26 protein-coding genes, 1 other RNA gene and 1 other annotated feature are annotated in these 26,532 nt (G+C 59.8%); of the genes, 17 read left to right on the forward strand and 10 right to left on the reverse strand.

Features of this window, described 5'->3' with window-relative positions; translation table 11 throughout:
• Positions 1–42 precede the first annotated feature (42 nt).
• Positions 43–357 carry an MGMT family protein gene (locus tag BHU62_RS03940; protein WP_073529252.1) on the reverse strand — a complete coding sequence of 105 codons (315 nt, stop codon included), beginning with the start codon at positions 355–357 and terminating at the stop codon, positions 43–45.
• A 156-nt stretch (positions 358–513) separates the two neighbouring features.
• On the opposite strand from BHU62_RS03940, the gene ffs reads away from it, so the two are divergent.
• Positions 514–610, forward strand: an RNA gene (ffs, locus tag BHU62_RS03945) — signal recognition particle sRNA small type.
• A gap of 316 nt (positions 611–926) precedes the next feature.
• On the opposite strand, the gene BHU62_RS03950 is transcribed toward ffs, so the two are convergent.
• The 3 genes from BHU62_RS03950 to BHU62_RS03960 all read right to left on the reverse strand — a co-directional run bounded on the left by BHU62_RS03950 (position 927) and on the right by BHU62_RS03960 (position 2,062).
• Entirely contained in the window at positions 927–1,130 is a 204-nt protein-coding gene (locus tag BHU62_RS03950) for an HHA domain-containing protein (RefSeq protein WP_073529253.1), read from the reverse strand.
• Positions 1,131–1,180: 50 nt separating this feature from the next.
• Positions 1,181–1,549, reverse strand: coding sequence for an Hha toxicity modulator TomB (gene tomB / locus BHU62_RS03955; protein WP_073529254.1), 369 nt, complete (start codon positions 1,547–1,549; stop codon positions 1,181–1,183).
• 159 nt (positions 1,550–1,708) lie between these two features.
• Complete coding sequence (locus BHU62_RS03960) at positions 1,709–2,062, reverse strand: hypothetical protein (protein WP_073529255.1); 354 nt, start codon at positions 2,060–2,062, stop codon at positions 1,709–1,711.
• A 404-nt stretch (positions 2,063–2,466) separates the two neighbouring features.
• On the opposite strand from BHU62_RS03960, the gene BHU62_RS03965 reads away from it, so the two are divergent.
• Genes BHU62_RS03965 through BHU62_RS03975 form a run of 3 tightly spaced genes read left to right on the forward strand, consistent with a single transcriptional unit; the run spans position 2,467 to position 4,938 of the window.
• Positions 2,467–3,180 (forward strand): metal ABC transporter ATP-binding protein, encoded by a 714-nt coding sequence (locus BHU62_RS03965; RefSeq protein ID WP_073529256.1) that lies wholly within the window; start codon positions 2,467–2,469, stop codon positions 3,178–3,180.
• Positions 3,177–4,034, forward strand: a complete 858-nt coding sequence (locus BHU62_RS03970) for a metal ABC transporter permease (RefSeq protein WP_073529257.1) — start codon at positions 3,177–3,179, stop codon at positions 4,032–4,034. The genes BHU62_RS03965 and BHU62_RS03970 overlap by 4 nt, the downstream gene beginning before the upstream one ends.
• Positions 4,035–4,059: 25 nt before the next feature.
• The gene (locus BHU62_RS03975) at positions 4,060–4,938 is read left to right on the forward strand and encodes a metal ABC transporter solute-binding protein, Zn/Mn family (protein WP_073529258.1); all 879 of its coding nucleotides are present in this window, start codon (positions 4,060–4,062) and stop codon (positions 4,936–4,938) included.
• Positions 4,939–5,046: 108 nt separating this feature from the next.
• Here the strand turns inward: BHU62_RS03975 and ykgO are convergent, their stop codons facing one another.
• The 4 genes from ykgO to sdeX form a co-directional block, all read right to left on the reverse strand.
• On the reverse strand, positions 5,047–5,187 hold the full coding sequence (gene ykgO / locus BHU62_RS03980; protein WP_073529259.1) for a type B 50S ribosomal protein L36: 141 nt from the start codon (positions 5,185–5,187) through the stop codon (positions 5,047–5,049).
• 12 nt (positions 5,188–5,199) lie between these two features.
• Positions 5,200–5,454: a type B 50S ribosomal protein L31 gene (locus BHU62_RS03985; RefSeq protein ID WP_073529260.1), complete on the reverse strand. Its 255-nt coding sequence runs from the start codon at positions 5,452–5,454 to the stop codon at positions 5,200–5,202.
• 181 nt (positions 5,455–5,635) lie between these two features.
• Positions 5,636–8,782, reverse strand: coding sequence for a multidrug efflux RND transporter permease subunit SdeY (gene sdeY, locus BHU62_RS03990; protein ID WP_073529261.1), 3,147 nt, complete (start codon positions 8,780–8,782; stop codon positions 5,636–5,638).
• 17 nt (positions 8,783–8,799) lie between these two features.
• Positions 8,800–9,987: a multidrug efflux RND transporter periplasmic adaptor subunit SdeX gene (gene sdeX, locus BHU62_RS03995; RefSeq protein WP_073529262.1), complete on the reverse strand. Its 1,188-nt coding sequence runs from the start codon at positions 9,985–9,987 to the stop codon at positions 8,800–8,802.
• A 142-nt stretch (positions 9,988–10,129) separates the two neighbouring features.
• On the opposite strand from sdeX, the gene acrR reads away from it, so the two are divergent.
• From acrR to mscK, 3 genes are all read left to right on the forward strand, one after another.
• Positions 10,130–10,813: a multidrug efflux transporter transcriptional repressor AcrR gene (gene acrR / locus BHU62_RS04000; protein WP_073529263.1), complete on the forward strand. Its 684-nt coding sequence runs from the start codon at positions 10,130–10,132 to the stop codon at positions 10,811–10,813.
• An 11-nt stretch (positions 10,814–10,824) separates the two neighbouring features.
• Entirely contained in the window at positions 10,825–11,178 is a 354-nt protein-coding gene (locus BHU62_RS04005; protein WP_073529264.1) for a DsrE/DsrF/TusD sulfur relay family protein, read from the forward strand.
• 166 nt (positions 11,179–11,344) lie between these two features.
• Complete coding sequence (gene mscK / locus BHU62_RS04010; protein ID WP_236720633.1) at positions 11,345–14,662, forward strand: mechanosensitive channel MscK; 3,318 nt, start codon at positions 11,345–11,347, stop codon at positions 14,660–14,662.
• 40 nt (positions 14,663–14,702) lie between these two features.
• Here mscK and rsmS read toward each other — a convergent pair whose 3' ends face one another.
• Positions 14,703–14,882, reverse strand: coding sequence for a pleiotropic regulatory protein RsmS (rsmS, locus tag BHU62_RS04015; RefSeq protein ID WP_016928837.1), 180 nt, complete (start codon positions 14,880–14,882; stop codon positions 14,703–14,705).
• A gap of 106 nt (positions 14,883–14,988) precedes the next feature.
• Positions 14,989–15,525, reverse strand: a complete 537-nt coding sequence (priC, locus tag BHU62_RS04020) for a primosomal replication protein PriC (RefSeq protein ID WP_073529266.1) — start codon at positions 15,523–15,525, stop codon at positions 14,989–14,991.
• Between the two features lie 123 nt (positions 15,526–15,648).
• Here priC and BHU62_RS04025 point away from each other — a divergent pair, with 123 nt between their 5' ends.
• The 10 genes from BHU62_RS04025 (at position 15,649) to BHU62_RS04070 (ending at position 26,502) form a co-directional block, all read left to right on the forward strand.
• On the forward strand, positions 15,649–16,029 hold the full coding sequence (locus BHU62_RS04025; RefSeq protein ID WP_073529267.1) for a DUF454 family protein: 381 nt from the start codon (positions 15,649–15,651) through the stop codon (positions 16,027–16,029).
• Between the two features lie 183 nt (positions 16,030–16,212).
• Positions 16,213–16,764, forward strand: coding sequence for an adenine phosphoribosyltransferase (gene apt / locus BHU62_RS04030; RefSeq protein WP_073529268.1), 552 nt, complete (start codon positions 16,213–16,215; stop codon positions 16,762–16,764).
• Positions 16,765–16,856: 92 nt separating this feature from the next.
• Entirely contained in the window at positions 16,857–18,815 is a 1,959-nt protein-coding gene (gene dnaX, locus BHU62_RS04035) for a DNA polymerase III subunit gamma/tau (protein ID WP_073529269.1), read from the forward strand.
• Positions 18,148–18,212 (forward strand) — a sequence feature (DnaX frameshifting element). (Overlaps the previous gene by 65 nt.)
• 41 nt (positions 18,816–18,856) lie before the next feature.
• The gene (locus BHU62_RS04040; RefSeq protein WP_004940264.1) at positions 18,857–19,186 is read left to right on the forward strand and encodes a YbaB/EbfC family nucleoid-associated protein; all 330 of its coding nucleotides are present in this window, start codon (positions 18,857–18,859) and stop codon (positions 19,184–19,186) included.
• Complete coding sequence (gene recR, locus BHU62_RS04045) at positions 19,186–19,791, forward strand: recombination mediator RecR (RefSeq protein WP_073529270.1); 606 nt, start codon at positions 19,186–19,188, stop codon at positions 19,789–19,791. The genes BHU62_RS04040 and recR overlap by 1 nt, the downstream gene beginning before the upstream one ends.
• Positions 19,792–19,933: 142 nt before the next feature.
• Positions 19,934–21,799 (forward strand): molecular chaperone HtpG, encoded by a 1,866-nt coding sequence (gene htpG, locus BHU62_RS04050; protein ID WP_073529271.1) that lies wholly within the window; start codon positions 19,934–19,936, stop codon positions 21,797–21,799.
• Positions 21,800–22,001: 202 nt separating this feature from the next.
• Positions 22,002–22,646 carry an adenylate kinase gene (gene adk, locus BHU62_RS04055; protein WP_004940261.1) on the forward strand — a complete coding sequence of 215 codons (645 nt, stop codon included), beginning with the start codon at positions 22,002–22,004 and terminating at the stop codon, positions 22,644–22,646.
• 164 nt (positions 22,647–22,810) lie between these two features.
• Positions 22,811–23,944, forward strand: a complete 1,134-nt coding sequence (locus tag BHU62_RS04060) for a sugar diacid recognition domain-containing protein (RefSeq protein WP_073529272.1) — start codon at positions 22,811–22,813, stop codon at positions 23,942–23,944.
• Positions 23,945–24,063: 119 nt separating this feature from the next.
• Complete coding sequence (locus BHU62_RS04065; protein ID WP_073529273.1) at positions 24,064–25,329, forward strand: GntP family permease; 1,266 nt, start codon at positions 24,064–24,066, stop codon at positions 25,327–25,329.
• Positions 25,330–25,338: 9 nt separating this feature from the next.
• Positions 25,339–26,502, forward strand: coding sequence for a glycerate kinase (locus tag BHU62_RS04070; protein ID WP_073529274.1), 1,164 nt, complete (start codon positions 25,339–25,341; stop codon positions 26,500–26,502).
• The last annotated feature ends 30 nt before the right edge of the window (positions 26,503–26,532 follow it).

A 26,532-nucleotide genomic window follows, 5' to 3' on the forward strand; every position in this document is an offset into this window, starting at 1 on the left:
GTCTGCAAACAACAGCCTTTGCGCTTCGGCCAAAGGCTGTTTTTACCAGCGCCAGCCGTAGAGAGTAAAATCCACCGTACTGTGCGGGCCGAAAATAATCCCCTCCGCCAGCAAAGCCTGCCGTTGCCGTTGAAAATCTTCCCCCTGTTGCGATATCTGCCCGTGCCGATTAATCACCCGGTGCCAGGGCAGCGCGCTGCCCTCCGGCAAGCGGCGCAGCACACCGCCGACCTGACGTGCGGCGCGCGGCGAACCGGCCAGGCGGGCAACTTCGCCGTAGGTGGTCACTTTGCCGTAGGGGATGGCGGCCACGATGTGGAATACCCGTTGGCTGAAAGAGGCATCTTCTGGTTGCATGTTGGCGTTCCCGCGTAAGTCAAAACCCAGACGATAAGTGTGCCACAGCGCAGGTGGGTAAGAAAACAGCGGTCGGCCCCGGTTGGCTTGCTATTTGGCGGGGCATCGCCGATAATGCCCACCGCTTCAGAGTACAGAAGCCGTCAATGGGGGCCCTGTTGGTTCTCCCGCAACACTAACTTGTGAACTCGGTCAGGTCCGGAAGGAAGCAGCCGCAGCAGGTGACGTGTGTGCCGGGATGTAGCTGGCAGGGTCCCCACCCATTTGGGCTGTCGCCAACTCACTTCCTTCGCCACTTATCCGTTTCTGCCATCCGGCGGGCGAGAAAGCATTTCTTTTCATCCGGCTATCGACAACACGTTATGGATAATGAATTAGCTGTTAATGGGGCGAGCAGAATGAGGAAAGGTGTGGCGCAACATTCCTCGATTTAAAAAGAGAGTTGTTTCCATTTATTAATGGTTGGCGCGAAGGAACGTAATTGAAATTTTGCTGTCAATAGGAAAAGTGCGCATTTAGCCTGAACATTGAGGCCGATAAAAACATCGGCTCAACGCGTTGTTGCTTGATTATCTGACATACTTCCAAACGGCAGTGGGGATTTTGTCATACAGTTTGTTCATGGTGAGCTCCGCCAAACGGTGATCGGCCGCTGAGTAAAACAGCTCCAGTTCATCATCGGAGAGCTCGTACTTATTTTTCTCAATAACACGTTCGAGAGTATCAATTGTGGTGCATTTACGTAAACGCATCAGATAGTCGGTTTTAGTCATGATAGCCTTTTAGTTTAATAACCGTAAAATAGCTTGGGAATAATTATCCCCTAAGTTTTCATTGTCGTACAGATGTCCTCTCCTGAGAACATTCTGAATAATCTCGCCTTGGTTTTTTGCCAACGGCGCAGGTCGGAATCATTGATACCGTAGCTGCTGAACAGCGTATAGGTATCGTCGAGATATTCTTCGACTAACTCTGCAAGGTCCGATTCGTCCATGTATTTAATTTTATAACTCATCACAAACGAAGCGATATGTTCGATCAACTCATTAAGCTGCAGGTTGACGGAAGATGTCGGATCGTTGACCCACCCGTGGTGACTGTCTCCCAGGGTAGCGATGCCTTCATCATACAAATTTTCGCACAAGAATTTGAGCTGAGCAATATCGTGTCGCTTAGGCGAATACTCATCCATATCATCCCCTCCGTAAGTCTTAATTGCGGTGTTGATAACACTATGTGAGTAAGCTGATTTACATCATGGACGGAGGCAGCTTAACGGTGGCTAAATAAACTTTCCTTTAAGTGAATATAAATCATTTTTCCGCGTTTGGCCTGTAGTTATTACGTAAACTTACAATTCATCTGCGGTTGATGGACGCGAGTTATCAATGATGTCGAAGATTAAACCCCGCTCCGTCACGCGGAATCTGACGCTATCTTTGATGAACGCTTCGCTGTTGATATCCAGACAGGCATTAAAAATGCCCCACTTATAGCGGTAACTCATTGAATAGTCGCTAGCGCCTTGTGGCACTATATCAAGTATTTCTAATGAATCTTCGGCGTAACGTGCGCTTTCGGAATAAAAACTGAGTCCGCTGGTCAACGCCGGCACTAACTCCGTTATTTTGTCATGAATCACTTTCTTTAATTGTTTAACAGAAAGTGCGTTGACTTCCCGCTCACAGGCAAGGGTAACAAGCATTAATCTCGGCCAACAGCAATGTTATCACCTTATCTTACTCCTTTTCCGCTCTCGTCGGTAAAGTTTTCGATATGCCGCAGTTTTTTTACCCTAAGCCAACATTTCCGCCGAGCGGTAATACCCCTGAATTTGATAAGGGAGTTGTGGGGGATGTTACGCCGGTGAGCTGTTACGTTCCGTTGCATTAATTGATGCGGCAAGGCTTGAGGCGCAATAGTGAGTGTGATGTTATATTGTAACTATAGATCCACTGCTTGGGCCATGACATTGACTCCCTTTTCGCAAGATGACGCTGCGTCGTCATTGAACTCGTTGTTTACCGCCTCCGCCGCCGTGCGCTGCGCGGGTGCCGTTGTCTTACTGGCCCTGCTGTGGTTGGGCATCTTTTGGGCGGTAGCGCTGCCATGATCGCTTTACGTCAGCTGGCGATAGGCTATGGGGCAACGCCGCTTTTCCCGCCGCTGAGCGGGCAATTTGCCACCGGATCGTTGACCGCGGTGGTGGGGCTCAACGGGGCCGGGAAATCGACGCTGTTGAAAACCTTCGCCGGTTTGTTGCCGCCGCTGGGCGGCAGCCTGAGTTTTAGCGGCGGAAAGCCGCCGCGCAGGGCTTATTTACCGCAGCAGGCTGAGTTGGATCGGCAATTTCCGATCGCGGTGAGCGATCTGGTGGCGATGGGCTGTTGGCCGCAAAGCGGCATGTTCGGTGGTATGAACAAGCGAGCGGCCTGCCAGGTCGATGAAGCGTTGATGAGTGTCGGCATGAGCGCGTTGGCGCGCAGCCCGGTGGGCGAGTTGTCCGGCGGCCAGCTGCAGCGGGTGCTGTTTGCGCGCCTTTTGGTGCAGCGGGCGCCGCTGATCCTGTTGGATGAGCCTTTTACCGGCATCGACAGCGCCACCACCCAGATCCTGCTCCAGGTTATCGCGCAGCTGCACCGGCAGGGGAGAACGGTGATTGCCGTCCTGCACGACATGTCGATGGTCGCCGAGCATTTTCCGCAGGCGCTGTTGCTGACCCCACAGGCGTGCCACTGGGGTGCGGCAGAACGCGTGTTGGAACAGGTGCCAAGGTATCACGCCGCCGGGCGGCCGTCGGATCTGCGGGCGGTGGCGCCATGATGTTACTGCATGGGCTTATTGACCCCTTTATCTCTTTCGGTTTTATGCGTAGGGCGCTGATGGCGTGCCTGGCACTGTCGCTCAGTGCAGCTCCGCTGGGCGTTTTTCTGTTGCTGCGGCGCATGAGCCTGGTGGGGGATGCATTGTCCCATGCCGTGTTGCCTGGCGCGGCGATCGGCTATCTGATCTCCGGCATGTCACTGGTGGCGATGGGCGTGGGCGGCTTTATCGCCGGGCTGGCGGTGGCGATGCTGTCCGGATTGGTGAGCCGCCGCACGCCGCTGAAGGAAGACGCCAGTTTCGCCGGTTTCTATCTGGGATCGTTGGCACTGGGGGTTACGCTGGTTTCGCTGCGCGGTTCCAGCGTGGATCTGCTGCACGTGTTGTTCGGTTCGATTCTGGCGGTGGATGCGCAGGCGATGCTGATGGTCGGCGCTATCGCTACGGTGTCGTTGCTGGCGCTGGCGGCGCTGTACCGCGCGTTAGTGATCGAATCCTTTGACGTTACTTTCCTGCGCGTCAACGCGCCGCGCCGGTTGGCGCTGATCCACGGCCTGTTTTTGGCGCTGGTGGTGGTCAATCTGGTGGCGGGATTCCAGATCCTCGGCACGTTGATGTCGGTGGGGCTGATGATGTTGCCGGCCGCCAGCGCGCGCTTCTGGGCACGCAATCTGCCGCAGACCCTGGCGACGGCGATGGGCATCGGCGCGCTTTCCAGCCTGATCGGGCTGGTGTGGTCCTATTACGCTTCGCTGCCCGCCGGCCCAGCGATTGTGCTCAGTGCCAGCGTCATCTTTTTCGTTTCGATCCTGTTTGGAACGCGCGGAGGCATTTACGCCTTTGCGCGCCGTTGAGAAGTGCCATTTGCAAGGAGAAAGTATGAAACGTTTACCTCTATCGCTGGCGGTCGCTGCTCTGCTGGCCAGCCCATTGGCGATGGCGAAAACCGTCGACGCCGTCGCCAGCTTTTCTATTCTTGGGGATATCGTCAAACAGGTGGGGGGCGATCACGTCAAGGTCAGTACGCTGGTGGGGCCGGATGGCGATCCGCACAGCTTTGAGCCTTCACCGCAGGATGGCAAGCTGCTGGCGCAGGCCGACGTGGTGTTCGTCAGCGGCCTGGGGCTGGAAGGGTGGATCGATCGCCTGGTCAGTGCTTCCGGTTATAAAGGGCGGGTGATCACCGCTTCGCAGGGCATCAGCACCCGCCAGATGGAGGAGGACGGTAAACAGATTACCGATCCTCACGCCTGGAACAGCATGAAAAACGGCGTTCAGTACGCCACCAACGTGATGAACGCCCTGATCGCCGCCGATCCCGAGGATGCCAACTATTTTCGCCAGCGCGGCGCCGAGTACATCCAGCAGCTGCAAAAGCTGGACCTGTGGGCCAAAACCCAGTTTGCCGCAGTGCCGCCACAGAAACGTAAGGTGCTGACCAGTCACGATGCTTTTGGCTACTTTGGGCAAGAGTATGGCGTCACCTTCCTTGCCCCGGTTGGATTTTCCACCGAGGCCGAAGCCAGTGCCAGCGATGTGGCCGGCCTGATCACGCAGATTAAACAGGAGAAGGTTAACGCCTACTTTATCGAAAACCAGACCGACCCGCGGCTGGTGAAGCAGATCGCCGCTGCCACCGGTGCCAGGGCGGGCGGTGAGCTGTACCCTGAAGCGCTTTCCCGCGCAGGCGGCCCGGCGGCCACCTATGAGCAGGCGTTCAAGCACAATGTCGATACGCTGCTGAGCAGCATGAAGTAATTCCAGTCCCCCGCCCATCGGCGGGGGGATGGCTTGCAGGCACTTTCTCGCCATAAAAAAAGCCCCGTTGAGCAGCAACGGGGCTTTGCGACAGATGACACTTTAACGTTAACGCTTTTTCTTACGTCCCTGTACCGCTTTGAATCGCGGATTGCTTTTGCAGATCACATAGATGCGGCCACGACGACGCACAATTTTGCAATCCGGGTGGCGATTCTTCGCCGAACGCAATGAACTCAATACCTGCATGCCGGTTCCTTGTTACTTATTGCCGATAAAGCGGCCAAAGCGCTGCTGGAAGCGCGCCGTGCTGCCTTCTTTGGAGTAGTCTTTCTGCTTGCCGGTGTAATACGGATGCGAAGCGGAAGAGACGTCGAGGGTGATATAAGGCCAGCTTTCACCGTCCAGCTCGATGGTGCGATCGGTTTTGATGGTCGATCCCACTTTGAAGTAGGTATTGGCGCTGACGTCGTGGAATACCACGGTGCGGTAATCGGGATGGATGCCGGGTTTCATAATGGCTCTTTCGTGTAATGTTATACTATAACAATTATTATGCGCCGACCCGGCACCACGATCAAGCGTAAATTGCACTCACGAGTGAATTAATGAGAACGGTTTGCATTAACCAACTGAGGCAAAAGAAAAAGGCCGCATGTGCGGCCTTTTCAATTATCGGATGGATGTCACTGAACGATCAGTGATGCTCTACCGGATGGCTGTGTTCCAGGTCTTCGTTCTTCTTGCTGAAGCGGCGGCGAACCACCACGAAGAAGACCGGTACGAAGAAGATCGCCAATACGGTGGCGGTGATCATCCCGCCCATTACGCCGGTACCTACCGCGTTCTGTGCGCCGGAGCCTGCACCGCTGCTGATAACCAGCGGCAGTACCCCGAGGATGAAGGCCAGAGACGTCATCAGGATTGGACGCAGACGCATACGCACCGCTTCCAACGTCGCTTCGATCAGGCCTTTGCCTTCTTTCTCCATCAGATCCTTGGCGAATTCCACGATCAGGATGGCGTTCTTCGACGACAGGCCGATGGTGGTCAACAGCCCCACCTGGAAGTAAACGTCGTTGTTCATGCCGCGCATGGTGGCGGCCAGCAACGCACCGATAACCCCCAGCGGCAACACCAGCATGACCGAGAACGGAATCGACCAGCTCTCGTACAGCGCCGCCAGACACAGGAACACCACCAGAATTGAGATGGCGTACAGTGCCGGCGCCTGGTTGCCCGACAGACGTTCCTGATAGGACATGCCGGTCCAGTCGTAACCGATGCCGCTTGGCAGCTTGGATGCCAGCTGTTCCATCAGGTTCATCGCTTCACCAGTACTCTTGCCCGGTGCGGCTTGGCCCAGGATCTCCATCGACGGCAGACCGTTATAACGTTCCAGACGCGGTGAGCCGTATTCCCATTTCGCCGAGGAGAAGGCGGAGAATGGCACCATCTGGCCGCTTGTGCCGCGCACGTACCACTTGTTGATGTCTTCCGGCAGCATACGGAATGGCGCTTCAGCCTGTACGTACACTTTCTTCACACGACCGCGGTCGATGAAGTCGTTGACGTACGCCCCCCCCAGCGCGGTGCTCAGCGTGCTGTTGATGGTGGTGATACTGACGCCCAGCGCCTTGGCTTTCTCCTGATCGACGATCAGTTTGAACTGCGGCGTATCTTCCAGGCCGTTAGGGCGCACGCCCACCAGCACGTCCGGATGCTGAGCGACCATGCCCAACAGCTGGTTACGCGCGTCGGTCAGTTTTTCGTGGCCGAGGCCGCCTTGGTCGATCAGCTCGAAGTCAAAGCCGGTGGCGGTGCCGAGTTCGATGATCGCCGGCAGGTTGAACGGGAATACCAAGCCTTCTTTGATCTTCGAGAACTCGGCCATGGCGCGCCCGGCGATCGCATCCACTTTGTTATGCGCGCCAGGACGTTCGCCCCAGTCTTTCAGACTGACGAACGACAGACCGTTGTTCTGACCGTTACCGTTGAAGCCGAAGCCCGCGACGGTAAACACGGAAACCACGTTGTCCTTTTCCTTGGTCAAGAAGTAGTCGGTGACTTCTTCCAACACCTTGGCGGTACGGGCTTCGGTGGCGCCGGCAGGCAACTGCACCATGGTCAACAGGATGCCCTGATCTTCGTCCGGCAGGAACGAAGAAGGCAGGCGCAGGAACAGCAAGCCCATGCCAACCACGATCAACAGATAGATGATCAGGTAGCGGCCGGTGCTGCGCAGAATGTTGCCCACGCTGTCGGTATAGTGATGCGTGCTCTTCTCAAACATGCGGTTAAACCAGCCGAAGAAGCCTGTTTTAACCCCGTGATCGCCTTTCGGGATCGGTTTGAGCATGGTGGCGCACAGCGCCGGCGTCAGGATCAAGGCCACCAGCACCGACAGCGCCATCGCGGACACGATGGTGATCGAGAACTGGCGATAGATGGCGCCGGTCGAACCGCCGAAGAACGCCATCGGCACGAATACCGCCGACAGCACCATGGCGATACCTACCAGCGCGCCCTGGATCTGGCCCATCGATTTACGGGTAGCTTCTTTCGGCGGCAGCCCCTCTTCGGACATGACGCGCTCGACGTTTTCCACCACCACGATGGCGTCATCCACCAGCAGGCCGATCGCCAACACCATGCCGAACATCGTCAGGGTGTTTATCGAGAAGCCGAACGCCGCGAGTATCGCGAAGGTCCCCAGCAGTACTACAGGCACCGCGATGGTTGGGATCAACGTCGCGCGGAAGTTCTGCAGGAACAGATACATCACCAGGAACACCAGGATGATGGCTTCGATCAGCGTTTTCACCACTTCGTTGATGGAGATCTTAACGAACGGGGTGGTGTCGTACGGGTAAACCACTTTCATCCCTTGCGGGAAGAACGGCGACATCTTGGCCAGCGCGTCTTTCACCCCTTTGGCGGTGTTCAGGGCGTTGGCGCCGGTAGCCAGTTTGATACCCAAACCGGCGGCAGGCTTGCCGTTATAACGGGCGGTCACGGCATAGCTTTCCGCACCGCGCTCGATGTGAGCGACGTCGCGCAGGCGCACCTGAGAACCGTCGGTATTCACCTTCAGCAGGATCTTGCCAAACTCTTCCGGCGAGGTCAGACGGGTCTGCGCGATGATCGAGGCGTTCAACTGCTGCCCCGGCACCGGCGGCATGCCGCCCAGCTGCCCTGCGGCGATCTGGTTGTTCTGCTCGGTGATGGCGGAGGTCACGTCCGTGGTCGTCAGCTGGTAGTTGTTCAGTTTGTTCGGGTCCAGCCAGATACGCATCGCGTACTGGGCGCCGAACAGCTGCACTTCACCCACGCCGGACGAACGGCTGATCGGGTCCTTGATGTTGGAGGCCACGTAGTCCGCAATATCGTCCTGAGTCATGTTCGGATCGTCGGAAACGAAGCCGGCCACCATCAGGAAGCTGCTGCTGGATTTTTCGACTTTCAAGCCCTGCTGCTGCACTTCTTGCGGCAACAGCGGGGTGGCCAGGGACAGTTTGTTCTGAACCTGAACCTGCGCGATGTCAGGATCGGTGCCGGACTCAAACGTCAGGGTAATGGCGACGCTACCAGAGGAATCACTGGTGGAGGACATGTACATCAGGTTATCGATACCGTTCATGTTCTGTTCGATAATCTGCGTGACGGTATCCTGCACCGTTTTGGCATCTGCGCCCGGGTAGTTGGCGGAAATACTCACCGCCGGCGGTGCAATAGTGGGATACTGCGCGATAGGCAGTTTCATTATTGCAAGCACCCCCGCCAACATGACGATGATGGCGATTACCCAGGCGAAAATTGGGCGATCTATAAAGAACTTAGCCATGTATTACAGGCTCCTTTTTATGACTTCTGCGCTTCAGACTGCGGCTGTTTTTGCGCCTGAGTGTCAACTTCCTGCACTTTTACCTGCGCGCCCGGATGCACCTTCATCAAACCGGTGACGATCACGCGATCGCCGGCTTTCAGGCCGTCGGTAACCAGCCATTTGTCGCCGATCGCCTGGTCCGCCTTCAGCGTACGCAGTTCAACTTTATCGTCCGCCCCTACCACCAACGCCGTCGCATCGCCGCGCGGGTTGCGGGTGACGCCTTGCTGAGGTACCAGCAACGCATCGCTGCGCACGCCTTCGTCCAGGCGAGCGCGAACGAACATGCCCGGCAACAGCGTGTCGTTCGGGTTAGGGAACAGGGCGCGAATGGTGATGGAACCGGTGGTTTCGTCGACGGTGACGTCGGAGAACTCCAGCGTGCCTTCCTGCGCGTATTCGGCGCCGTTTTCCAGCAGCAGTTTCACCTTGGCCTTACCGTTTTCCTGCTTCAGCGCGCCGCTGGCCAGTTCTTGCTTCAGGCGCAGGAAGTCGGTGCTCGACTGGGTGACGTCGACATACATCGGATCCAACTGCTGCACGGTGGACAGGGCGTTCGCCTGGGCGTTGCTGACCAGCGCGCCTTCGGTCACGGCGGATTTGCCGATGCGGCCGGAGATCGGGGAGGTCACCTTGGTGTACGCCAGGTTGATGCGCGCGGCTTCCACGGCGGCCTTGGCGGCCACGACGGCAGCATCCGCCTGTTGCAGATTGGACACGGAGGTATCGTACTCTTGCTTGCTGACGTAACCGGTGCCTACCAATGGCTTGTTGCGGTTTACCGTCACGCGCGCGATAGAAGCGCTGGCCTGCGCTTTGGCCAAATCGCCTTTCGCGCTGTCGTAGCTGGCCTGATAGGTGGCGGGATCGATTTGGTACAGGGAAGTCCCGGCCTTGATATCGCTGCCTTCAACGAAGTTGCGCTTCAGGATGATGCCGCTGACCTGAGGGCGAACTTCGGCGACACGATACGCAGCGGTGCGGCCAGGAAGATCGGTAGTGATGTTGAGAGGCTCGGCCTTCAAGGTCACTACGCCCACTTCGGGAGCCTGCTGGTGGGCGCCTTGCTGTTGGGTTTCTTTATCGTTACATCCTGTTAGCACTAAGCTGCCTGAAAGCATCAGAACGGCCGCCAGAGGCGTTAACCCTCTGTTTTTGTTCATAGAAAAACCTCAAGTGTCCGATTTCAAAATGATCAATGGATCACAAGCTTTAAAACCCATTGCTGCGTTAATTATATGTGCGTGCTATGGTACATACATTCGCGAATGTATGTAAATCACACTCCCCCTAAATAACAATGCCATGGCACGAAAAACCAAACAGCAGGCGCAAGAAACCCGACGTCAAATTCTTGACGCTGCGGTGAGAGAATTCTCTGAACGTGGCGTTGCCGCAACGTCACTGACAGATATTGCCACCGCTGCCGGGGTTACACGTGGAGCAATTTACTGGCACTTCAAGAATAAGGTAGACCTGTTTAATGAAGTTTGGGAATCTACTGAGCCGAAAATAGATGAACTCTCGACAGAGTATCGGGCAAATTTTCCCGAGAATCCACTGCGGGTTCTCAAGGAAATTCTGATTTACATTCTGACGTCTACGGTGGAAGACTGTCGTCGGCGAGCGTTACTGGAAATTATCTTCCACAAATGTGAGTTTGTCGGTGAAATGGTGCCGCTGCTGGATTCGCGCAAGGTGCTGTACCTCGCCGGTTACGAACGCATTGAAGCCATCCTGCTCGACTGCATGCGCTGCGAACAGCTCCCCGACGATCTGAACACGCGCCGCGCGGCGATCATTCTGCGCGGTTATATCACCGGCCTGATGGAAAACTGGCTGTTTATGCCGGAAAGTTTCGATCTGCGGGCCGAAGCCGAAGCGTTGGTGGACGCGTTTCTGGACATGCTGCAGTTTTGCCCCACCTTGCGGCTCAAACCCGATGCGTCGACGGTAGCACCGTCCAACGCCGGCTCCCTACCTTTATAAGGAGAGATTTCATGTCATCAGTCGTTCTCATCGCCAACGGTGCCGCCTATGGCCATGAGTCGTTGTTCAACGCATTGCGCTTGGCCATCGCGCTGAAAGAGCAGCAGAGCAGTCTCGATCTGCGGCTGTTTCTGATGTCTGACGCGGTCGTGGCAGGCCTGGCCGGGCAGCAGCCGCACGAAGGGTATCACCTGCAGCAGATGCTGGAGATCCTCACCGCGCAGCAAGTGCCGGTCAAGCTGTGCAAAACCTGCGCCGACGCGCGCGGCGTCAGCCGCTTGCCGCTGGCGGACGGCGTGGCGATCGGCACCCTGACGGAACTGGCGCAGTGGACGCTGGCGGCGGAGAAAGTGCTGACTTTCTGATTTCGCTACAACTGCACATCACCGGCAACGTTTTTGTTATTCGTCGCCTGTCGGCGATCGTGATAACCTTCAGGCTTCTTAACCGATCCGAAGCTAAATCATGCATCGCTGGTTTACTCTACCTTCTCTGGCGCCGCTCTCGTTTGGCGGCGCGCCCTGGCGGCGCATGGTCGCCGCGACACTTCTTTTCCTTATTTTTGCGTGCGGCTTGCCGGCGCAGGCGGCGCTGAACGGCGATTTGCCGCCGCGCAGCGAAGTGCAAAGCCAGCTGGAAACGCTGAACAAGCAAAAAGCTCTGACGCCGGTCGAAAAGCTGTCCCAGCAGGATTTGACTCGCACGCTGGAGCTGCTGGACGCCATCGAGCGCAACCGGCAGGACGCCGCGCAGCTTAAACAGCAGGTGCAGCAGGCACCGGCGAAGCTCAATCAGGTCAGCGCCGAACTGGATGCGCTGAAGCGGCCGGCGGACAACGCGGCGGCGCGCGGCGCGCTGTTGCCGTTGTCGCTGCGCCAGTTGGAGAGCCGGCTGTATCAAACGCTCGACGAGCTGCAAAGCGCGCAGGAGAGCCTCTCTACCTACAACAGCCAACTGGTGTCGCTGCAAACCCAGCCCGAGCGGGTGCAGAGCACCATGTACGCCGCTTCGCAGCGCCTGCAGGAGATCCGCAGCCAGCTCAGCGGCCAGACGCCGGGGCAAGATTCGCTGCGCAACAGCCAGCAGGTGATGCTGAATACCGAACAGGCGTTGCTCAACGCGCAGTTGGAGCTGCAGCGCAAGAGCCTGGAAGCCAACACCACCCTGCAGGATTTGCTGCAAAAGCAGCGCGATTACACCACGGCGCATATCGACGCGCTGGATCGATCGGTGCAGCTGCTGCAGGAGCTCGTCAACAGCAAGCGCCTGACGCTGTCTGAAAAAACCGCCAAGGAGGCGCAGAACCCGGAAGACGCCACCGATATCCAGCACGATCAGTTGGTCAGCAAGCAGTTGGACGTCAACCGCCAGCTGAGCCAGCAGCTGATCGCCGCCACCGAAGAGAGCAACACCCTGTTCCAGCAGAACATCCGGGTCAAAAACTGGCTCGATCGCGGGCTGCAGGCGGAACGTAACCTGAAAGAGCAGATTCAGGTGCTGAAGGGCAGTCTGGTACTGTCGCGTATTCTGTATCAGCAGCAGCAAAACCTGCCGCAGGGCACGCTGCTGGCGGATATAGACACGCGCATCGCCGATCTGCGGCTGGAGCAGTTCGATATCAATCAGCAACGCGACGATCTGTTCAAGGGCGAGGACTACATCAACCAATTGGTGGCCGAGAGCAAAGAAAAGGCCGCGCCGGAGGTGATTGACGCGCTGAACGAGATCGTCGACATGCGCCGCGAGCTGCTGGATCAGTTGAATAAGCAGCTCAGCAACCAGCTGTCGCTGTCGATCAATTTACAGATCAACCAGCAGCAGCTGACCAGCGTCTACGGCTCGCTGCAGGATACGCTGACCCAGCAGATTTTCTGGGTCAACAGCAACAAGCCGGTCGATTTGGCGTGGTTGAAGGCGCTGCCGGAGGCGGTGCGCGATCAGCTCGCCGGGCTCGATTTCAAATTCGACGGCGGCAAACTGTTGCAGGGCGGGTTGAACGCGCTGGTGTTCTTGATCCCGATGCTGTTGGTGCTCGGGGTGTTACGCTGGCGCTACCGGCTGATCGACGGCCATTTGCAAAAGCTGGCCAATGACGTGGGGCAACTCAAGCGCGACGGCCAGCTGCACACGCCGAAGGCCATCGCGCTGACCCTGCTGAAGGTGTTGCCCGGCGCCGCGTTGCTGCTCGGCGCCGGTTTCTGGATGTATCGCGCGGGCTTCGGCATCAGCGACTTTATCTGGGCGCTGTCGCAGCAGCTGGCGCTGTCGTGGCTGGTGTTCGGCTTCAGCTACCGGATGTTGAAACCGGGCGGTATCGCCGAGCGGCATTTCAACTTCGGCGCCAACCTGTGCGCGCATTACCGCCGCCAGACGCTGCGGCTGGGGTTGGCGCTGCAGCCGCTGATCTTCTGGTCGGTATTGGGCGAGAAAGCGCCGCTGCGTTTGGTGGAGGACGTCATCGGCCAGGTCGTGGTGATGCTGACGCTGGCGCTGTTGACGGTACTGGTGTTCCCGCTGTGCCGCGACAGCTGGCGTGAAAAGGGCTCGCACGCCGTGCGGCTGGTGGTGGTCACTGCGCTTGCCGCCACGCCGCTGATCCTGCTGGGGCTGATGTTTGCCGGCTACTTCTATACCACGCTGCGGCTGGCCAGCCGCTGGATAGACAGCCTGTATCTGTTCTTCCTGTGGAACATCGTGTACCTGACTGCGCTGCGTGGCCTGAGCGTGGCGGCGCGGCGTCTGGCCTATCGGCGCGCGTTGGCGCGGCGGCAAAACGTGGCGAAAGAGGGGGCCGAGGGCGGCGAACCGGTGGTGGAAGAGCCGCCGCTGGCGCTCGATCAGATCAACCAGCAGTCGCTGCGTTTGACTACTCTGGTGCTGTTCGCCATCTTCGCCAGCGCCTTCTACGCCATTTGGTCAGATCTGGTGACGGTGATCGCTTATCTGGACAGCATCACGCTGTGGCATTACACCAGCACCGTGGCGGGCAGCAGCGTGTCGCAGGCGGTGACGCTGGGCAACATGATGGTGGCGATCGCCGCAGTGATCGTCGCCTACGTGCTCACCCGCAACCTGCCCGGTCTGCTGGAGGTGGTGGTGCTGTCGCGGCTGCAGCTGCGGCAGGGGGCATCCTATGCCATCACCACCGTGCTCACCTACCTGATCACCGCCGTGGGGGCGGTGGTCGCGCTGGGATCGCTGGGCGTCTCCTGGGACAAACTGCAATGGCTGGCTGCCGGTCTGACGGTCGGGCTGGGCTTCGGCCTGCAGGAGATCTTCGCCAACTTCGTTTCCGGCCTGATCATCCTGTTCGAACGCCCGATCCGCATTGGCGATACCATTACCATCGGCACCTTCTCCGGATCGGTCAGCAAGATCCGCATCCGCGCCACCACCATTACCGACTTCGATCGCAAAGAGGTGATCATCCCGAACAAGGCGTTCGTCACCGAGCGGCTGATCAACTGGTCACTGTCCGACACCATCACCCGCGTGCTGATCAAGGTGGGCGTGGCCTACGGTTCCGATCTCGACAAGGTGAAAAAGGTGTTGCTGCAGGCGGCGCACGACAACCCGCGGGTGATGACCGATCCCGAACCGCAGGTGTTCTTCCTCAACTTCGGCGCCAGCACGCTGGATCACGAGCTGCGGCTCTATGTGCGCGAACTGCGCGATCGCAGCTATACCGTGGACGAGCTGAACCGCTCAATCGATCGCCTGTGCCGGGAAAACGACATCGACATCGCCTTCAACCAGCTGGAGGTGTATTTGCATAACCGGCAGGGCAACGAAGTGCAGGAAGTGAAAAGAACGCTGTCATCGGATGAAGGCGGCCAGACAGCGGGCTGACGAGAATCGATAGACGAGAGGGACAGCAGTGCTGTCCCTTTTACTGCCCGGCGGGCAGGTAAGGGGAGGTAACGCCGGCGCGCTGCAGCTTTTCCTGATAATCCCGTTTGACGATATCCAGCGCCGCCAGCGCGGTGGCCGGATCGATCTCGTTGCATTCCAGCAGGTAAATCAAGTCTACCGCCAGCTGCAGTTCGGGTGAGGCGTTTTCCAGAGACATAGCACCTGCGCTTATTAATGGGATGAATGAATAACTCGCGTATCGGCAGAGTATAGTGAACCCGGTGCGCCGCCGGGAATAATCATTAAAATATTGTGATAAATCTTCAAAAACCGTTTTCTTTGCGTTCGATATTGCGCTCGATGCGCGCCAGCGCCAGGCGGCAACGCATCAGCCGCCCCTCCAGCGCCGCCAGTTCGTGCTGCAGCTTTTGCTGTGCCGCCAATGTGGTCTGGCGCCCGAGCAAGCTTTCCCGATCCTGGATCATGGCGATCAGCCGGCGTTCGTAGTCCTGATGCTCGGCCAGCTTGTGGTACAAATCGACCTCAGGGGCTTCTTTCGGTTGGTTCTTGCGCCGCAGCGCCTGCGTCGCCAACTCGCGCTGCAGGGCGGCGATCTGGGCCACCAGTTTTTCGGCCAGAAAGGCCACCTGGCTGGTGCGGCTGTCGTTGGCGGCGCTTTGCAGCTGGGCGAAGTTCTTCTCCACCTCGGCCAGGTAATCGCGCAGCCGCGTGCCGTGGTTGGCGAACAGGGCGGCGTCGAAGCGCGCCTGCGGGATCGGAACATCGCCGCGCGGGGTCACTTCGGCCGCCAGCGCCGCGATCTGCTGTGCCAACACCTGTAATAGACGCTGAGTGCTCACATAAGCTCCCTCTTGATTTCAACAGGCGTAAGCTTGCCCGCGATCCCATCGTGAAACAAGCGCTGCACGCATATTCCGCCGGTGCTACAGTAGGCGGCAAGCGATTGAGGAGCGAAGAACCGCATGATGCGTGGGGTATTGATCATTTTGGGCTGGCTGGCGGTGGTGCTGGCGACGTTGGGCGTGGTGCTGCCGCTGCTGCCGACCACGCCGTTCCTGCTGTTGGCCGCCTGGTGTTTCGCCCGCTCTTCGCCGCGCTTTCATCACTGGCTGCTGTACCGTTCCTGGTTCGGCCCGTACCTGCGCCACTGGCAGCAGCATCGCGCGCTGCCACCGGGGGCGAAGTGGAAGGCGGTGCTGGTGATTGTGATCACCTTCGCCTGCTCGCTGTGGTTGGTGAAAATCTGGTGGGTGCGCGGGCTGTTGCTGCTGATGCTGGCCATTTTGCTGACCTTTATGCTACGCCTGCCGGTTGTTGATCTGTCGCAACAAAAACAGCGCTGATCGTACCTTAAACTCCCCAATCGCTTTCAAGATGCAGGGGAGAGTTGCATTCTTTCGCCAGTTTGCATAGATTTGGGCGTTTTCGTGCGCGGATCGTCTGCCATTTCCTCTCCGGTGTGTTTCACCCGGGGGCGGCGGGTGAGCGGCGCGCCGGTTTTCAGGCAGTTTTATCAGGCAACAATTATGACCGCTACTGCGCAGCAGCTTCAGTTTATTAAAGACAGTATCAAAACCATCCCGGATTATCCGAAGCCGGGCATCCTGTTCCGCGACGTGACCAGCATGCTGGAAAATCCGTTGGCTTACGCCGCCAGCATCGAGCTGCTGGTTGAGCGCTATCGCGAAGTGGGCGTGACCAAGGTGGTGGGTACCGAAGCGCGTGGTTTCCTGTTCGGTGCGCCCGTCGCGCTGGCGTTGGGCGTCGGTTTCGTGCCGGTGCGCAAGCCGGGCAAACTGCCGCGCGCTACGCTCAGCGAAAGCTATGAGCTGGAGTACGGCACCGACAAGCTGGAGATCCACACCGACGCCATCACCGCAGGCGATAAAGTGCTGGTGGTGGACGATCTGCTGGCGACCGGCGGCACCATCGAAGCGACCACCAAACTGATCCGCCGTCTGGGCGGTGAAGTGAAAGACGCCGCGTTCATCATCAACCTGCCTGATCTGGGCGGGGAAACGCGTCTGAACAAGCTGGGCATCGATTGCTACTGCCTGGTGGACTTCGCCGGCCATTGATGCGGCATCGCCCCATGGGCACAACGGCCTCGCGGATCGCCGCGGGGCTGTGTTAGCATGACCCTCCAGATTACTCGACTTTTCCGGTATTAATGAGCTATCAGGTTCTCGCCCGTAAGTGGCGCCCTCAAACGTTCGCAGACGTGGTCGGCCAGGAACATGTCCTGACCGCGCTGGCCAACGGCCTCTCGCTGGGGCGGATCCATCACGCCTATCTGTTCTCAGGCACGCGCGGCGTGGGGAAAACCACCATCGCGCGCCTGCTGGCCAAAGGCCTGAACTGTGAAACCGGCATCACCGCCACGCCGTGCGGCCAATGCGACAACTGCCGCGAGATCGAGCAGGGGCGCTTCGTCGATCTGATCGAGATAGACGCCGCTTCCCGAACCAAGGTGGAAGATACCCGCGATCTGCTGGATAACGTCCAGTACGCGCCGGCGCGCGGCCGCTTCAAGGTCTACCTGATCGATGAAGTGCACATGCTCTCGCGTCACAGCTTTAACGCGTTGCTGAAGACGCTGGAAGAGCCGCCGTCGCACGTCAAATTCCTGTTGGCCACCACCGATCCGCAAAAATTGCCGGTGACCATCCTTTCCCGCTGTCTGCAGTTCCACCTCAAAGCGCTGGACGTCGATCAGATCCGTCAGCAGCTGGAAACGGTGCTGACGGCGGAGCAGATCACCAGCGATGCCCGCGCGCTGCAGCTGCTGGCGCGCGCCGCCGATGGCAGCATGCGCGACGCGCTGAGCCTGACCGATCAGGCGATCGCCATGGGGCAGGGGCAGGTGACTGCCGCCACCGTCAGCCAGATGCTCGGCACGCTCGATGACGAACAGCCGCTGGCGATCCTCGAAGCGCTGGTCAGTGCCGACGGCGAAAAGGTGATGGCACAGGTGGCGCAGGCCGCCTCGCGCGGCGTGGACTGGGAAAATCTGCTGGTGGAGACGCTGGCGTTGCTGCACCGCGTCGCGATGGTGCAGCTGCTGCCTTCGATGCTCGACAACCACTACGCCGCCGTGGAACAACGGCTACGCGAGCTGGCGCGTACTCTGCCGCCGGCTGACGTGCAACTCTATTACCAGACGCTGTTGGTGGGCCGCAAGGAGTTGGCCTATGCGCCGGATCGCCGCATGGGGGTTGAGATGACCCTGTTGCGCGCGCTGGCGTTTCACCCGAAAGCGGTGATCCCTGAGCCGGTGGCACTGGTGCAGACCGCGCCGGCGCCGATGGCGCAGCCGCAGGCCGCCGCATCGCAACAGCCAGCGCCGTTTCAGGACGCGCCGCCGCCGCTAGGGCAACCGGCCGCACCGCAGCGACAATCATCGACCCCGTTACCGGATGCCACCGCCCAGCTGTTGAAAGCGCGGTCCCAGCTGCAACGGCAGCAGGGAGCATCCACACCAAAAAAGAATGAGCCGGCGGCGCCAGGAATAGCGCGGCCGGCAAACTCGGCGCTGGGGCGTTTGGCTTCCGTGACCGAGCGCAGCCAGCAACGCCTGGCGGAGAAGAAAGTGCCGGAAAAACCGGCCAAGCCGGAAGCCTATCGCTGGCGTGCGCAGACCGAGCCGGAAGCGGCGCCGGAGCCGCTGGCGACGCCGAAAGCGCTGCGCACGGCGTTGGAGCACGAGAAAACGCCGGAGTTGGCTGCCAAGCTGGTGGTGGAGTCGCTGGAGCGCGATGCCTGGGCGGCAGAAATCGATAAGCTGAAGATCCCGAAACTGGTGCAGCAGCTGGCGTTGAACGCCTTCAAGCAGCAGCCGGAAGCGGGCAAGATTTGCCTCCATCTGCGGTCTTCGCAGCGCCATCTGAATTCGCCTTCGGCGCAGAAGACGCTGGCAGAAGCGCTCGGTGAGCTGTATGGCAACCCGATCGAGCTGACCGTGGTGGAGGACGATAATCCGGCGGAACGCACCCCGCTGGAATGGCGACAAGCCATCTATGAAGAAAAACTGGCGCAGGCGCGCCAGTCCATCGTTGCGGATACCCATATTCAGACGCTGTGCCGGTTCTTCGACGCAGATCTGGATGAAGAGAGTATTCGCCCCCTTTAAACGCTGCGCGACGTGCGCGGCCCTAGCGACGAGAGACGACTATGTTTGGTAAAGGCGGTCTGGGCAACCTGATGAAGCAAGCCCAGCAAATGCAAGAAAAAATGCAGCAGATGCAGGAAGAAGTCGCCAAATTGGAAGTGACTGGCGAATCTGGCGCGGGCCTGGTGAAAGTCACCATCAACGGCGCGCACAACTGCCGCCGCGTGGAGATCGATCCTAGCCTGATGGAAGACGACAAAGAGATGCTGGAAGATCTGATCGCCGCCGCGTTTAACGACGCCGCGCGCCGCATCGAAGAGACCCAGAAAGAGAAAATGGCCTCCGTCTCCAGCGGCATGCAGTTGCCGCCTGGCTTCAAGATGCCGTTCTGATGCAAACCAGCCCGCTCCTTGAATCCCTGATGGAGGCGTTGCGCTGCCTGCCGGGCGTCGGCCCGAAATCGGCGCAGCGCATGGCGTTTCAGCTGCTGCAGCGCGATCGCAGCGGCGGTATGCGTCTGGCGCAGGCGTTGACGCGCGCGATGTCGGAAATCGGCCACTGCGCCGACTGCCGTACCTTCACCGAGCAGGACGTCTGCACCATCTGCACTAATCCGCGCCGTCAGCAAAACGGCCAGATTTGCGTGGTGGAAAGCCCGGCGGACATCCACGCCATCGAGCAGACCGGCCAATTCGCCGGGCGCTACTTTGTGCTGATGGGCCATCTGTCGCCGCTGGACGGCATCGGGCCGGGCGATATCGGTCTGGATCGCCTGGAGCAACGGCTGGAAAAGGAAAGCATCACCGAAGTGATCCTCGCCACCAACCCGACGGTGGAAGGGGAGGCGACCGCCAACTACATCGCCGAGATGTGCGGCCAGTATGGCGTGCTTGCCAGCCGCATCGCCCACGGCGTGCCGGTGGGCGGCGAGCTGGAGATGGTTGACGGCACCACGCTGTCGCACTCGCTGGCCGGGCGTCACGCCATCAAGTTCTGATGTTTTCCCAGCGGGGCTGCCTGGCCCCGCTGTTTTTTGCCAAAAATTTCCCGCCGTCCGCTTGAAAAACAATACCCTGACCCTCATCTGATCCTCATTGTTCGATTTTGGTAGCCATTGTCTTTTGAGGTAATCAATGAGTATGAAAGGTCAAGAAACCCGCGGGTTCCAGTCTGAAGTAAAACAGCTGCTTCATTTGATGATCCATTCGCTGTACTCCAACAAAGAAATTTTCCTGCGCGAGCTGATTTCTAACGCCTCTGACGCCGCCGACAAGCTGCGCTTCCGCGCCCTGTCTGCACCAGAGCTGTACGCCGGCGACGGCGAGCTGCGCGTACGGTTGTCCTTCGATAAAGAGCAGCGCACTCTGACCATCGCCGACAACGGCATCGGCATGCGCCGCGAAGAAGTGATCGAAAACCTCGGCACCATCGCCAAGTCAGGCACCAAAGCGTTCCTGGAATCCATCGGTTCCGACCAGGCGAAAGACAGCCAGCTGATCGGCCAGTTCGGCGTCGGTTTCTACTCGGCGTTCATCGTGGCGGACAAAGTGACCGTGCGCACCCGCGCCGCCGGCGCCGCCGATGACGAAGGCGTGTTCTGGGAATCCGCCGGTGAAGGCGACTACACCATCGCCGACATCACCAAAGAGACCCGCGGCACCGAAATCACCCTGCATCTGCGCGAAGGCGAAGATGAGTACCTCGACGCCTGGCGCCTGCGCTCGGTGATCGGCAAATATTCCGATCACATCGCATTGCCGGTGGAGATCGAAAGCAAGAACGAAGAAGACGACACCGTCACCTGGGAGAAGATCAACAAGGCGCAGGCCCTGTGGACCCGCAGCAAGGCTGACGTGACCGACGAAGAGTACAAAGAGTTCTACAAACATATCGCCCACGACTTCACCGACCCGCTGAGCTGGAGTCACAACCGGGTGGAAGGCAAGCAGGAGTACACCAGCCTGCTGTATATCCCGGCGCAGGCGCCGTGGGACATGTGGAACCGCGATCACAAACACGGCCTGAAGCTGTACGTGCAGCGCGTGTTCATCATGGACGACGCCGAGCAGTTCATGCCGAACTACCTGCGCTTCGTGCGTGGCCTGATCGATTCCAACGATCTGCCGCTGAACGTGTCGCGCGAGATCCTGCAAGACAGCCGCGTGACGCAAAACCTGCGCGGCGCGCTGACCAAACGCGTGCTGCAGATGCTGGATAAGCTGGCCAAAGACGACGCCGAAGGCTACCAGAAATTCTGGCAGCAGTTCGGTCTGGTACTGAAAGAGGGCCCGGCGGAAGACAACGGCAATCAGGAAGCGATCGCCAAACTGCTGCGCTTTGCCTCCACGCATGGCGACAGCTCGGCACAAACCGTGTCGTTGGAAGAGTACGTCGGCCGAATGGCGGAAGGGCAGGAGAAGATTTACTACATCACCGCCGACAGCTATGCCGCCGCCAAGAGCAGCCCGCACCTGGAGTTGTTCCGCAAGAAAGGCATCGAAGTGCTGTTGTTGTCCGATCGCATCGACGAGTGGATGATGAGCTACCTCACCGAGTTCGACGGCAAGCCGTTCCAATCGGTCAGCAAAGCGGATGAAACGCTGGATAAGCTGGCGGACGAAACCGAAGAGCAGAAGGCCGCCGAGAAGCAGCTGGAGCCGTTCATCGATCGCGTGAAAACCCTGCTGGGCGAGCGCGTGAAGGATGTGCGTCTGACGCACCGTCTGACCGATACGCCGGCGATTGTGGTGACCGACGCTGACGAAATGAGCACCCAGATGGCCAAGCTGTTCGCCGCCGCCGGCCAGCAGGCGCCGGAAGTGAAGTACATTTTCGAGCTTAATCCGGCGCATGCGCTGGTCAAACGCGCATCCGACGTGGGCGATAACGAACATTTCGCCGAATGGATCGACCTGTTATTGGATCAGGCGCTGCTGGCTGAACGCGGCACGCTGGAGGATCCAAACCTGTTCATCCGTCGCATGAATAAGTTGCTGTCCGCCTAAAGCTGAAGATATGCGCCCTTAACGGCACCGTTAGGGGCGCAATTTCGATTTTTCCCCGCATTTTCTCGCCTTTTGCTCATCCGTTTTTTTGCACATTCCGCAATCGATTTCCTTCGCGCGCCTTGAGCCTGCCCCCCCTGAAATGGTATCGTTGAGCGTTTTCGCAATTTTATAAAAACTACATAGCAAGGGGATTTACGCAATGCGTATCATTCTGCTGGGCGCTCCGGGCGCTGGTAAAGGTACTCAGGCTCAATTCATCATGGAGAAATACGGCATTCCGCAAATCTCCACCGGTGATATGTTGCGCGCAGCCGTGAAGGCCGGCAGTGAACTGGGCAAGCAGGCGAAAGAGATCATGGACGCCGGCAAGCTGGTGACCGATGAGCTGGTGATCGCGCTGGTCAAAGAGCGCATCGCTCAGGAAGATTGCCGCAAGGGCTTCCTGCTGGACGGTTTCCCACGCACCATTCCGCAGGCTGACGCGATGAAAGAAGCCGGCATCAACGTGGACTTCGTGCTGGAGTTCGACGTGCCGGACGAGCTGATCGTTGACCGTATCGTTGGCCGCCGCGTGCACGCGCCGTCCGGCCGCGTATACCACGTGAAGTTCAATCCGCCGCAGGTGGAAGGCAAAGACGACGTGACCGGCGAAGAGCTGACCACGCGCAAGGACGATCAGGAAGAGACCGTGCGCAAGCGCCTGGTGGAATACCATCAGATGACCGCGCCGCTGATCTCTTACTACAGCAAAGAAGCGGCAGCGGGCAACACCCAATACCGCAAAATCGACGGCACCCGCAAGGTCGCCGAAGTGAGCGCAGAGCTGGCGACCATCCTCGGTTGATCGCGTAACGCTGTGCATGACGCCGGGCCTCAAGCCCGGCGTTTTTTTTGCCGTTTTCCCGCCAAATTGTGATCGCAGCGGCTTGTTGCGGCCGTGACCGTTAATCGCCTGCGCCAAATGGCGTATAACAGGCCTGCGTTTTAACCCTCAGCAGGGAGCCGGGCATGTTCAGACAAACCAATCTTCTGGCGGAAGCCACCGCACGCCAGATCGTCCAGCGGGCGATGGGCATCATCAGCCATTCCGTCAACGTGATGGACAGCAACGGCGTGATCATCGCCTCCGGCAACCCGCAGCGTCTGTTCCAGCGCCATGAGGGCGCCGTGCTGGCGCTGGCGGAGAATCGGGTGGTGGAAATCGATCGTGCCACCGCCGAGCACCTGAAGGGCGTGCGGCCCGGCATCAATCTGCCGTTCAGCTTTCGCAATCAGCGGGTGGGAGTGATCGGCATCTCCGGCGAACCGGCCGAGGTGCGCGCCTACGCCGAGCTGGTGAAAATGGCGGCGGAGATGATGGTGGAGCAGGCGGCGCTGCTGGATCAGCACCAGTGGGAAAAACGCTACCGGGAAGAGCTGGCGAACCAGCTGCTGCAGCCGCAGCCGAACACGGCATCGCTCGAGGCGATGGCGGCGTATCTGGGATTGGATCTGCGCCAGGCGCGCATCGTGTGGATCGTCGAACTGCAAGAGGCGCAGCCGCATCTGCTGCGCGAGCTGCTGGCGGAGCTGGAGGCCACCCAGCGCGACGCGTTGATCGCCATTACCGGCTTCAATGAAATGACCCTGCTGCGCCCGGCCTGTATGGCGCAGGGCGAGTGGAGCCTGAAGCTGGAGCGTCAACAGGCGCAGCGCTTGCAAAACCAGCTCAAACACCGCTTCCGGGTGCGGCTGATCGTCGGCGGCTTTTATGACGATCCGCAAAGCGCCTACCGCTCCAGCCTGACGGCGCGCGCCACCCAGGCGATGGCGCTGCGCCTCAAGCTGCGTCACGCCACGCTGTTTTACCACGACTACCCGCTGCCTTCGCTGTTGTGCGATCTGGGGGAGGACTGGCGCGCGCAGGAGCTGGGGCATCCCTGGCGGACGCTGGGCGAGCAGGATGAAAAAGGCGTGCTGCGCGGCACGCTGCGCCACTATTTTTCGCAGAATTGTGATCAGACGCAGACCGCCGCGCAGCTGCATATTCACGTCAATACCCTGCGCTATCGCCTGCAGCGCATCGAAGCGATAACCGGCATGAAAATCAATCAATTAACCGACGCTCTGCGGTTGTATATCGGCATGCTGATGCACGACTGAGTTGTGCCAACCCACAAATTTCGCGCCGTTCTCCCGGCGATTTTTTGTTGTTTCCCCTCAGGCCAATGCCGGGTGTGCGGGATATGTTGGCCTGCACATCAACCACGGAGAAAACAACAATGACAACCGTATCCACTCTGGGGGCGCTGGTGGCGTTAGCCGTCGCCATCGTCCTGATTTTACGCAAGGTGCCACCGGCTTACGGCATGATCGCCGGCGCGTTGGCGGGCGGGCTGTGCGGCGGCGCCGACCTGGTGCAGACCGTGACGCTGATGATCGGCGGGGCGCAGGGCATCACCAACGCCGTGATGCGCATTCTGGCGGCGGGGGTGCTGGCCGGGGTGCTGATCGAATCCGGCGCGGCGCACACCATCGCCGAAACCATCGTGCGCAAGGTGGGCGAAACCCGCGCGCTGCTGGCGCTGGCGGTGGCTACACTGATCCTGACGGCGGTGGGGGTATTTATCGACGTGGCGGTGATCACCGTCGCGCCGATCGCACTGTCGATCGCCCAGAAGGCCGGCATTTCACGTGCGGCGATCTTGCTGGCGATGGTCGGCGGCGGCAAGGCCGGCAACGTGATGTCGCCCAACCCGAACACCATCGCGGCGGCGGATAACTTCCACGTGCCGCTCACCTCGGTGATGATGGCCGGCATCGTGCCGGGGCTGTGCGGCCTGGTGGTGGCCTATCTGCTGGCGCGTCGCCTGAGCGATAAAGGCGGCAAAGTGATGGCCGAAGAGCTGACCCAACATGCCGAAGGGGCGCGACCGGGCTTCGCTGCGGCGATCAGCGCGCCGCTGGTGGCGATCCTGCTGCTGTCGCTGCGGCCGATCGCCGGTATCGCCGTCGATCCGCTGATCGCGTTGCCGGCCGGCGGGTTGGCGGGCGCGCTGCTGATGGGGCGCATCCGCCAGTGCAATCAGTTTATGGTCTCCGGCCTGTCGCGCATGGCGCCGGTGGCGATCATGTTGCTCGGCACCGGCACGCTGGCGGGCATTATCGCCAACTCGGCGCTGAAGGATGTCTTGATTAGCGGCTTAACGCACACCGGGCTGCCGGCCTGGCTGTTGGCGCCGCTGTCCGGTGCGCTGATGTCGATGGCGACTGCGTCGACCACCGCCGGCACCGCCGTGGCTTCCGGGGTGTTCAGCTCTACGCTGCTCGAGCTGGGCGTGAGCGGGTTGGCCGGCGCGGCGATGATCCATGCGGGCGCCACGGTGCTGGATCACCTGCCGCACGGCAGCTTCTTCCACGCCACCGGCGGCAGCGTCAATATGGCGGTGCACGAGCGGCTGAAGCTGCTGCCGTATGAAACGCTGGTGGGATTCACCATCGCGGCAATCTCGGCGCTGATGTTTGGCGTATTTAACCTGGCGGGATAAGGAACAGTGATGAAAACGCTGAAAAAAGTGGTTATTGCCCCGGATTCTTTCAAAGAGAGCCTGAGCGCGCTCGGCGTCGCCGACGCCATCGAGCGGGGATTCCGCCAAATTTATCCGCAGGCGCACTACGTGAAGCTGCCGATGGCGGATGGCGGCGAAGGCACGGTGGAGTCGATGGTGGCGGCCACCGGCGGCGAGATCGTCCCGGTGACGGTCACCGGGCCGCTGGGGGAGCCGGTGCAGGGGTTCTATGGCCTGCTGGGCGACGGCGAAACCGCGGTGATTGAAATGGCCGCCGCCTCAGGGCTGCACCTGGCGCCGCCCGGCCGGCGCGATCCGCGCATCACCACCAGTTACGGCACCGGCGAATTGATGCTGGCGGCGTTGGAACGCGGCGTGAAGGCGATCATTCTCGGCATCGGTGGCAGTGCCACCAACGACGGCGGCGCCGGGATGATGCAGGCGCTGGGCGTGAAGTTGCTGGATAAGGATCGCCGGCCGCTGCCGGTGGGCGGGGCGGCCCTGGCGCAGCTGGCGCATCTCGATCTCGCCGGGCTGGATGCGCGTTGGCAACGGGTGAGCGTAACCGCCGCCTGCGACGTTGATAACCCGCTGTGCGGCGAAAAGGGCGCCTCGGCGGTGTTCGGGCCGCAGAAGGGGGCGACGCCGGAGATGGTGGCGCAGCTCGATGCGGCGCTGCATCACTATGGCGAGCTGCTGGAACGGGAAACCGGCCGCGCCGTGCTCACCCAGCAGGGCGCGGGTGCGGCGGGCGGCATGGGGGCGGCGCTGCTCGGCATGCTCAGCGCGCGCTTGCGGCCGGGCATCGAGATCGTCACCGAAACCCTGCGCCTGGATGAGGCGGTGCGCGATGCCGATCTGGTGATCACCGGCGAAGGGCGGCTGGACAGCCAGTCGATCCACGGCAAAACCCCGATCGGCGTGGCGCGGGTAGCCAAACGTTACGGCGTGCCGGTGATCGCCATCGCCGGCAGCCTGACGCCGGATTACCAGGTGGTGCATCAACACGGCATCGATGCGGCGTTTTCGGTGCTCGACCGCATCGTGACGCTGGAAGAAGCGCTGGCGGATGCCGATCGCAATCTGCAGGTGACGGCGCGCAACGTGGCGGCGGTGTGGCGACTGGCGCAAAGGGAAGGCCCACAGGCGTAGCCTGTTGCTGTTATCGGTTTCGACGCAGGA

This window comes from Serratia marcescens (genome assembly GCF_001902635.1).
GTDB classification, from domain to species: Bacteria; Pseudomonadota; Gammaproteobacteria; order Enterobacterales; family Enterobacteriaceae; genus Serratia; species Serratia marcescens_F.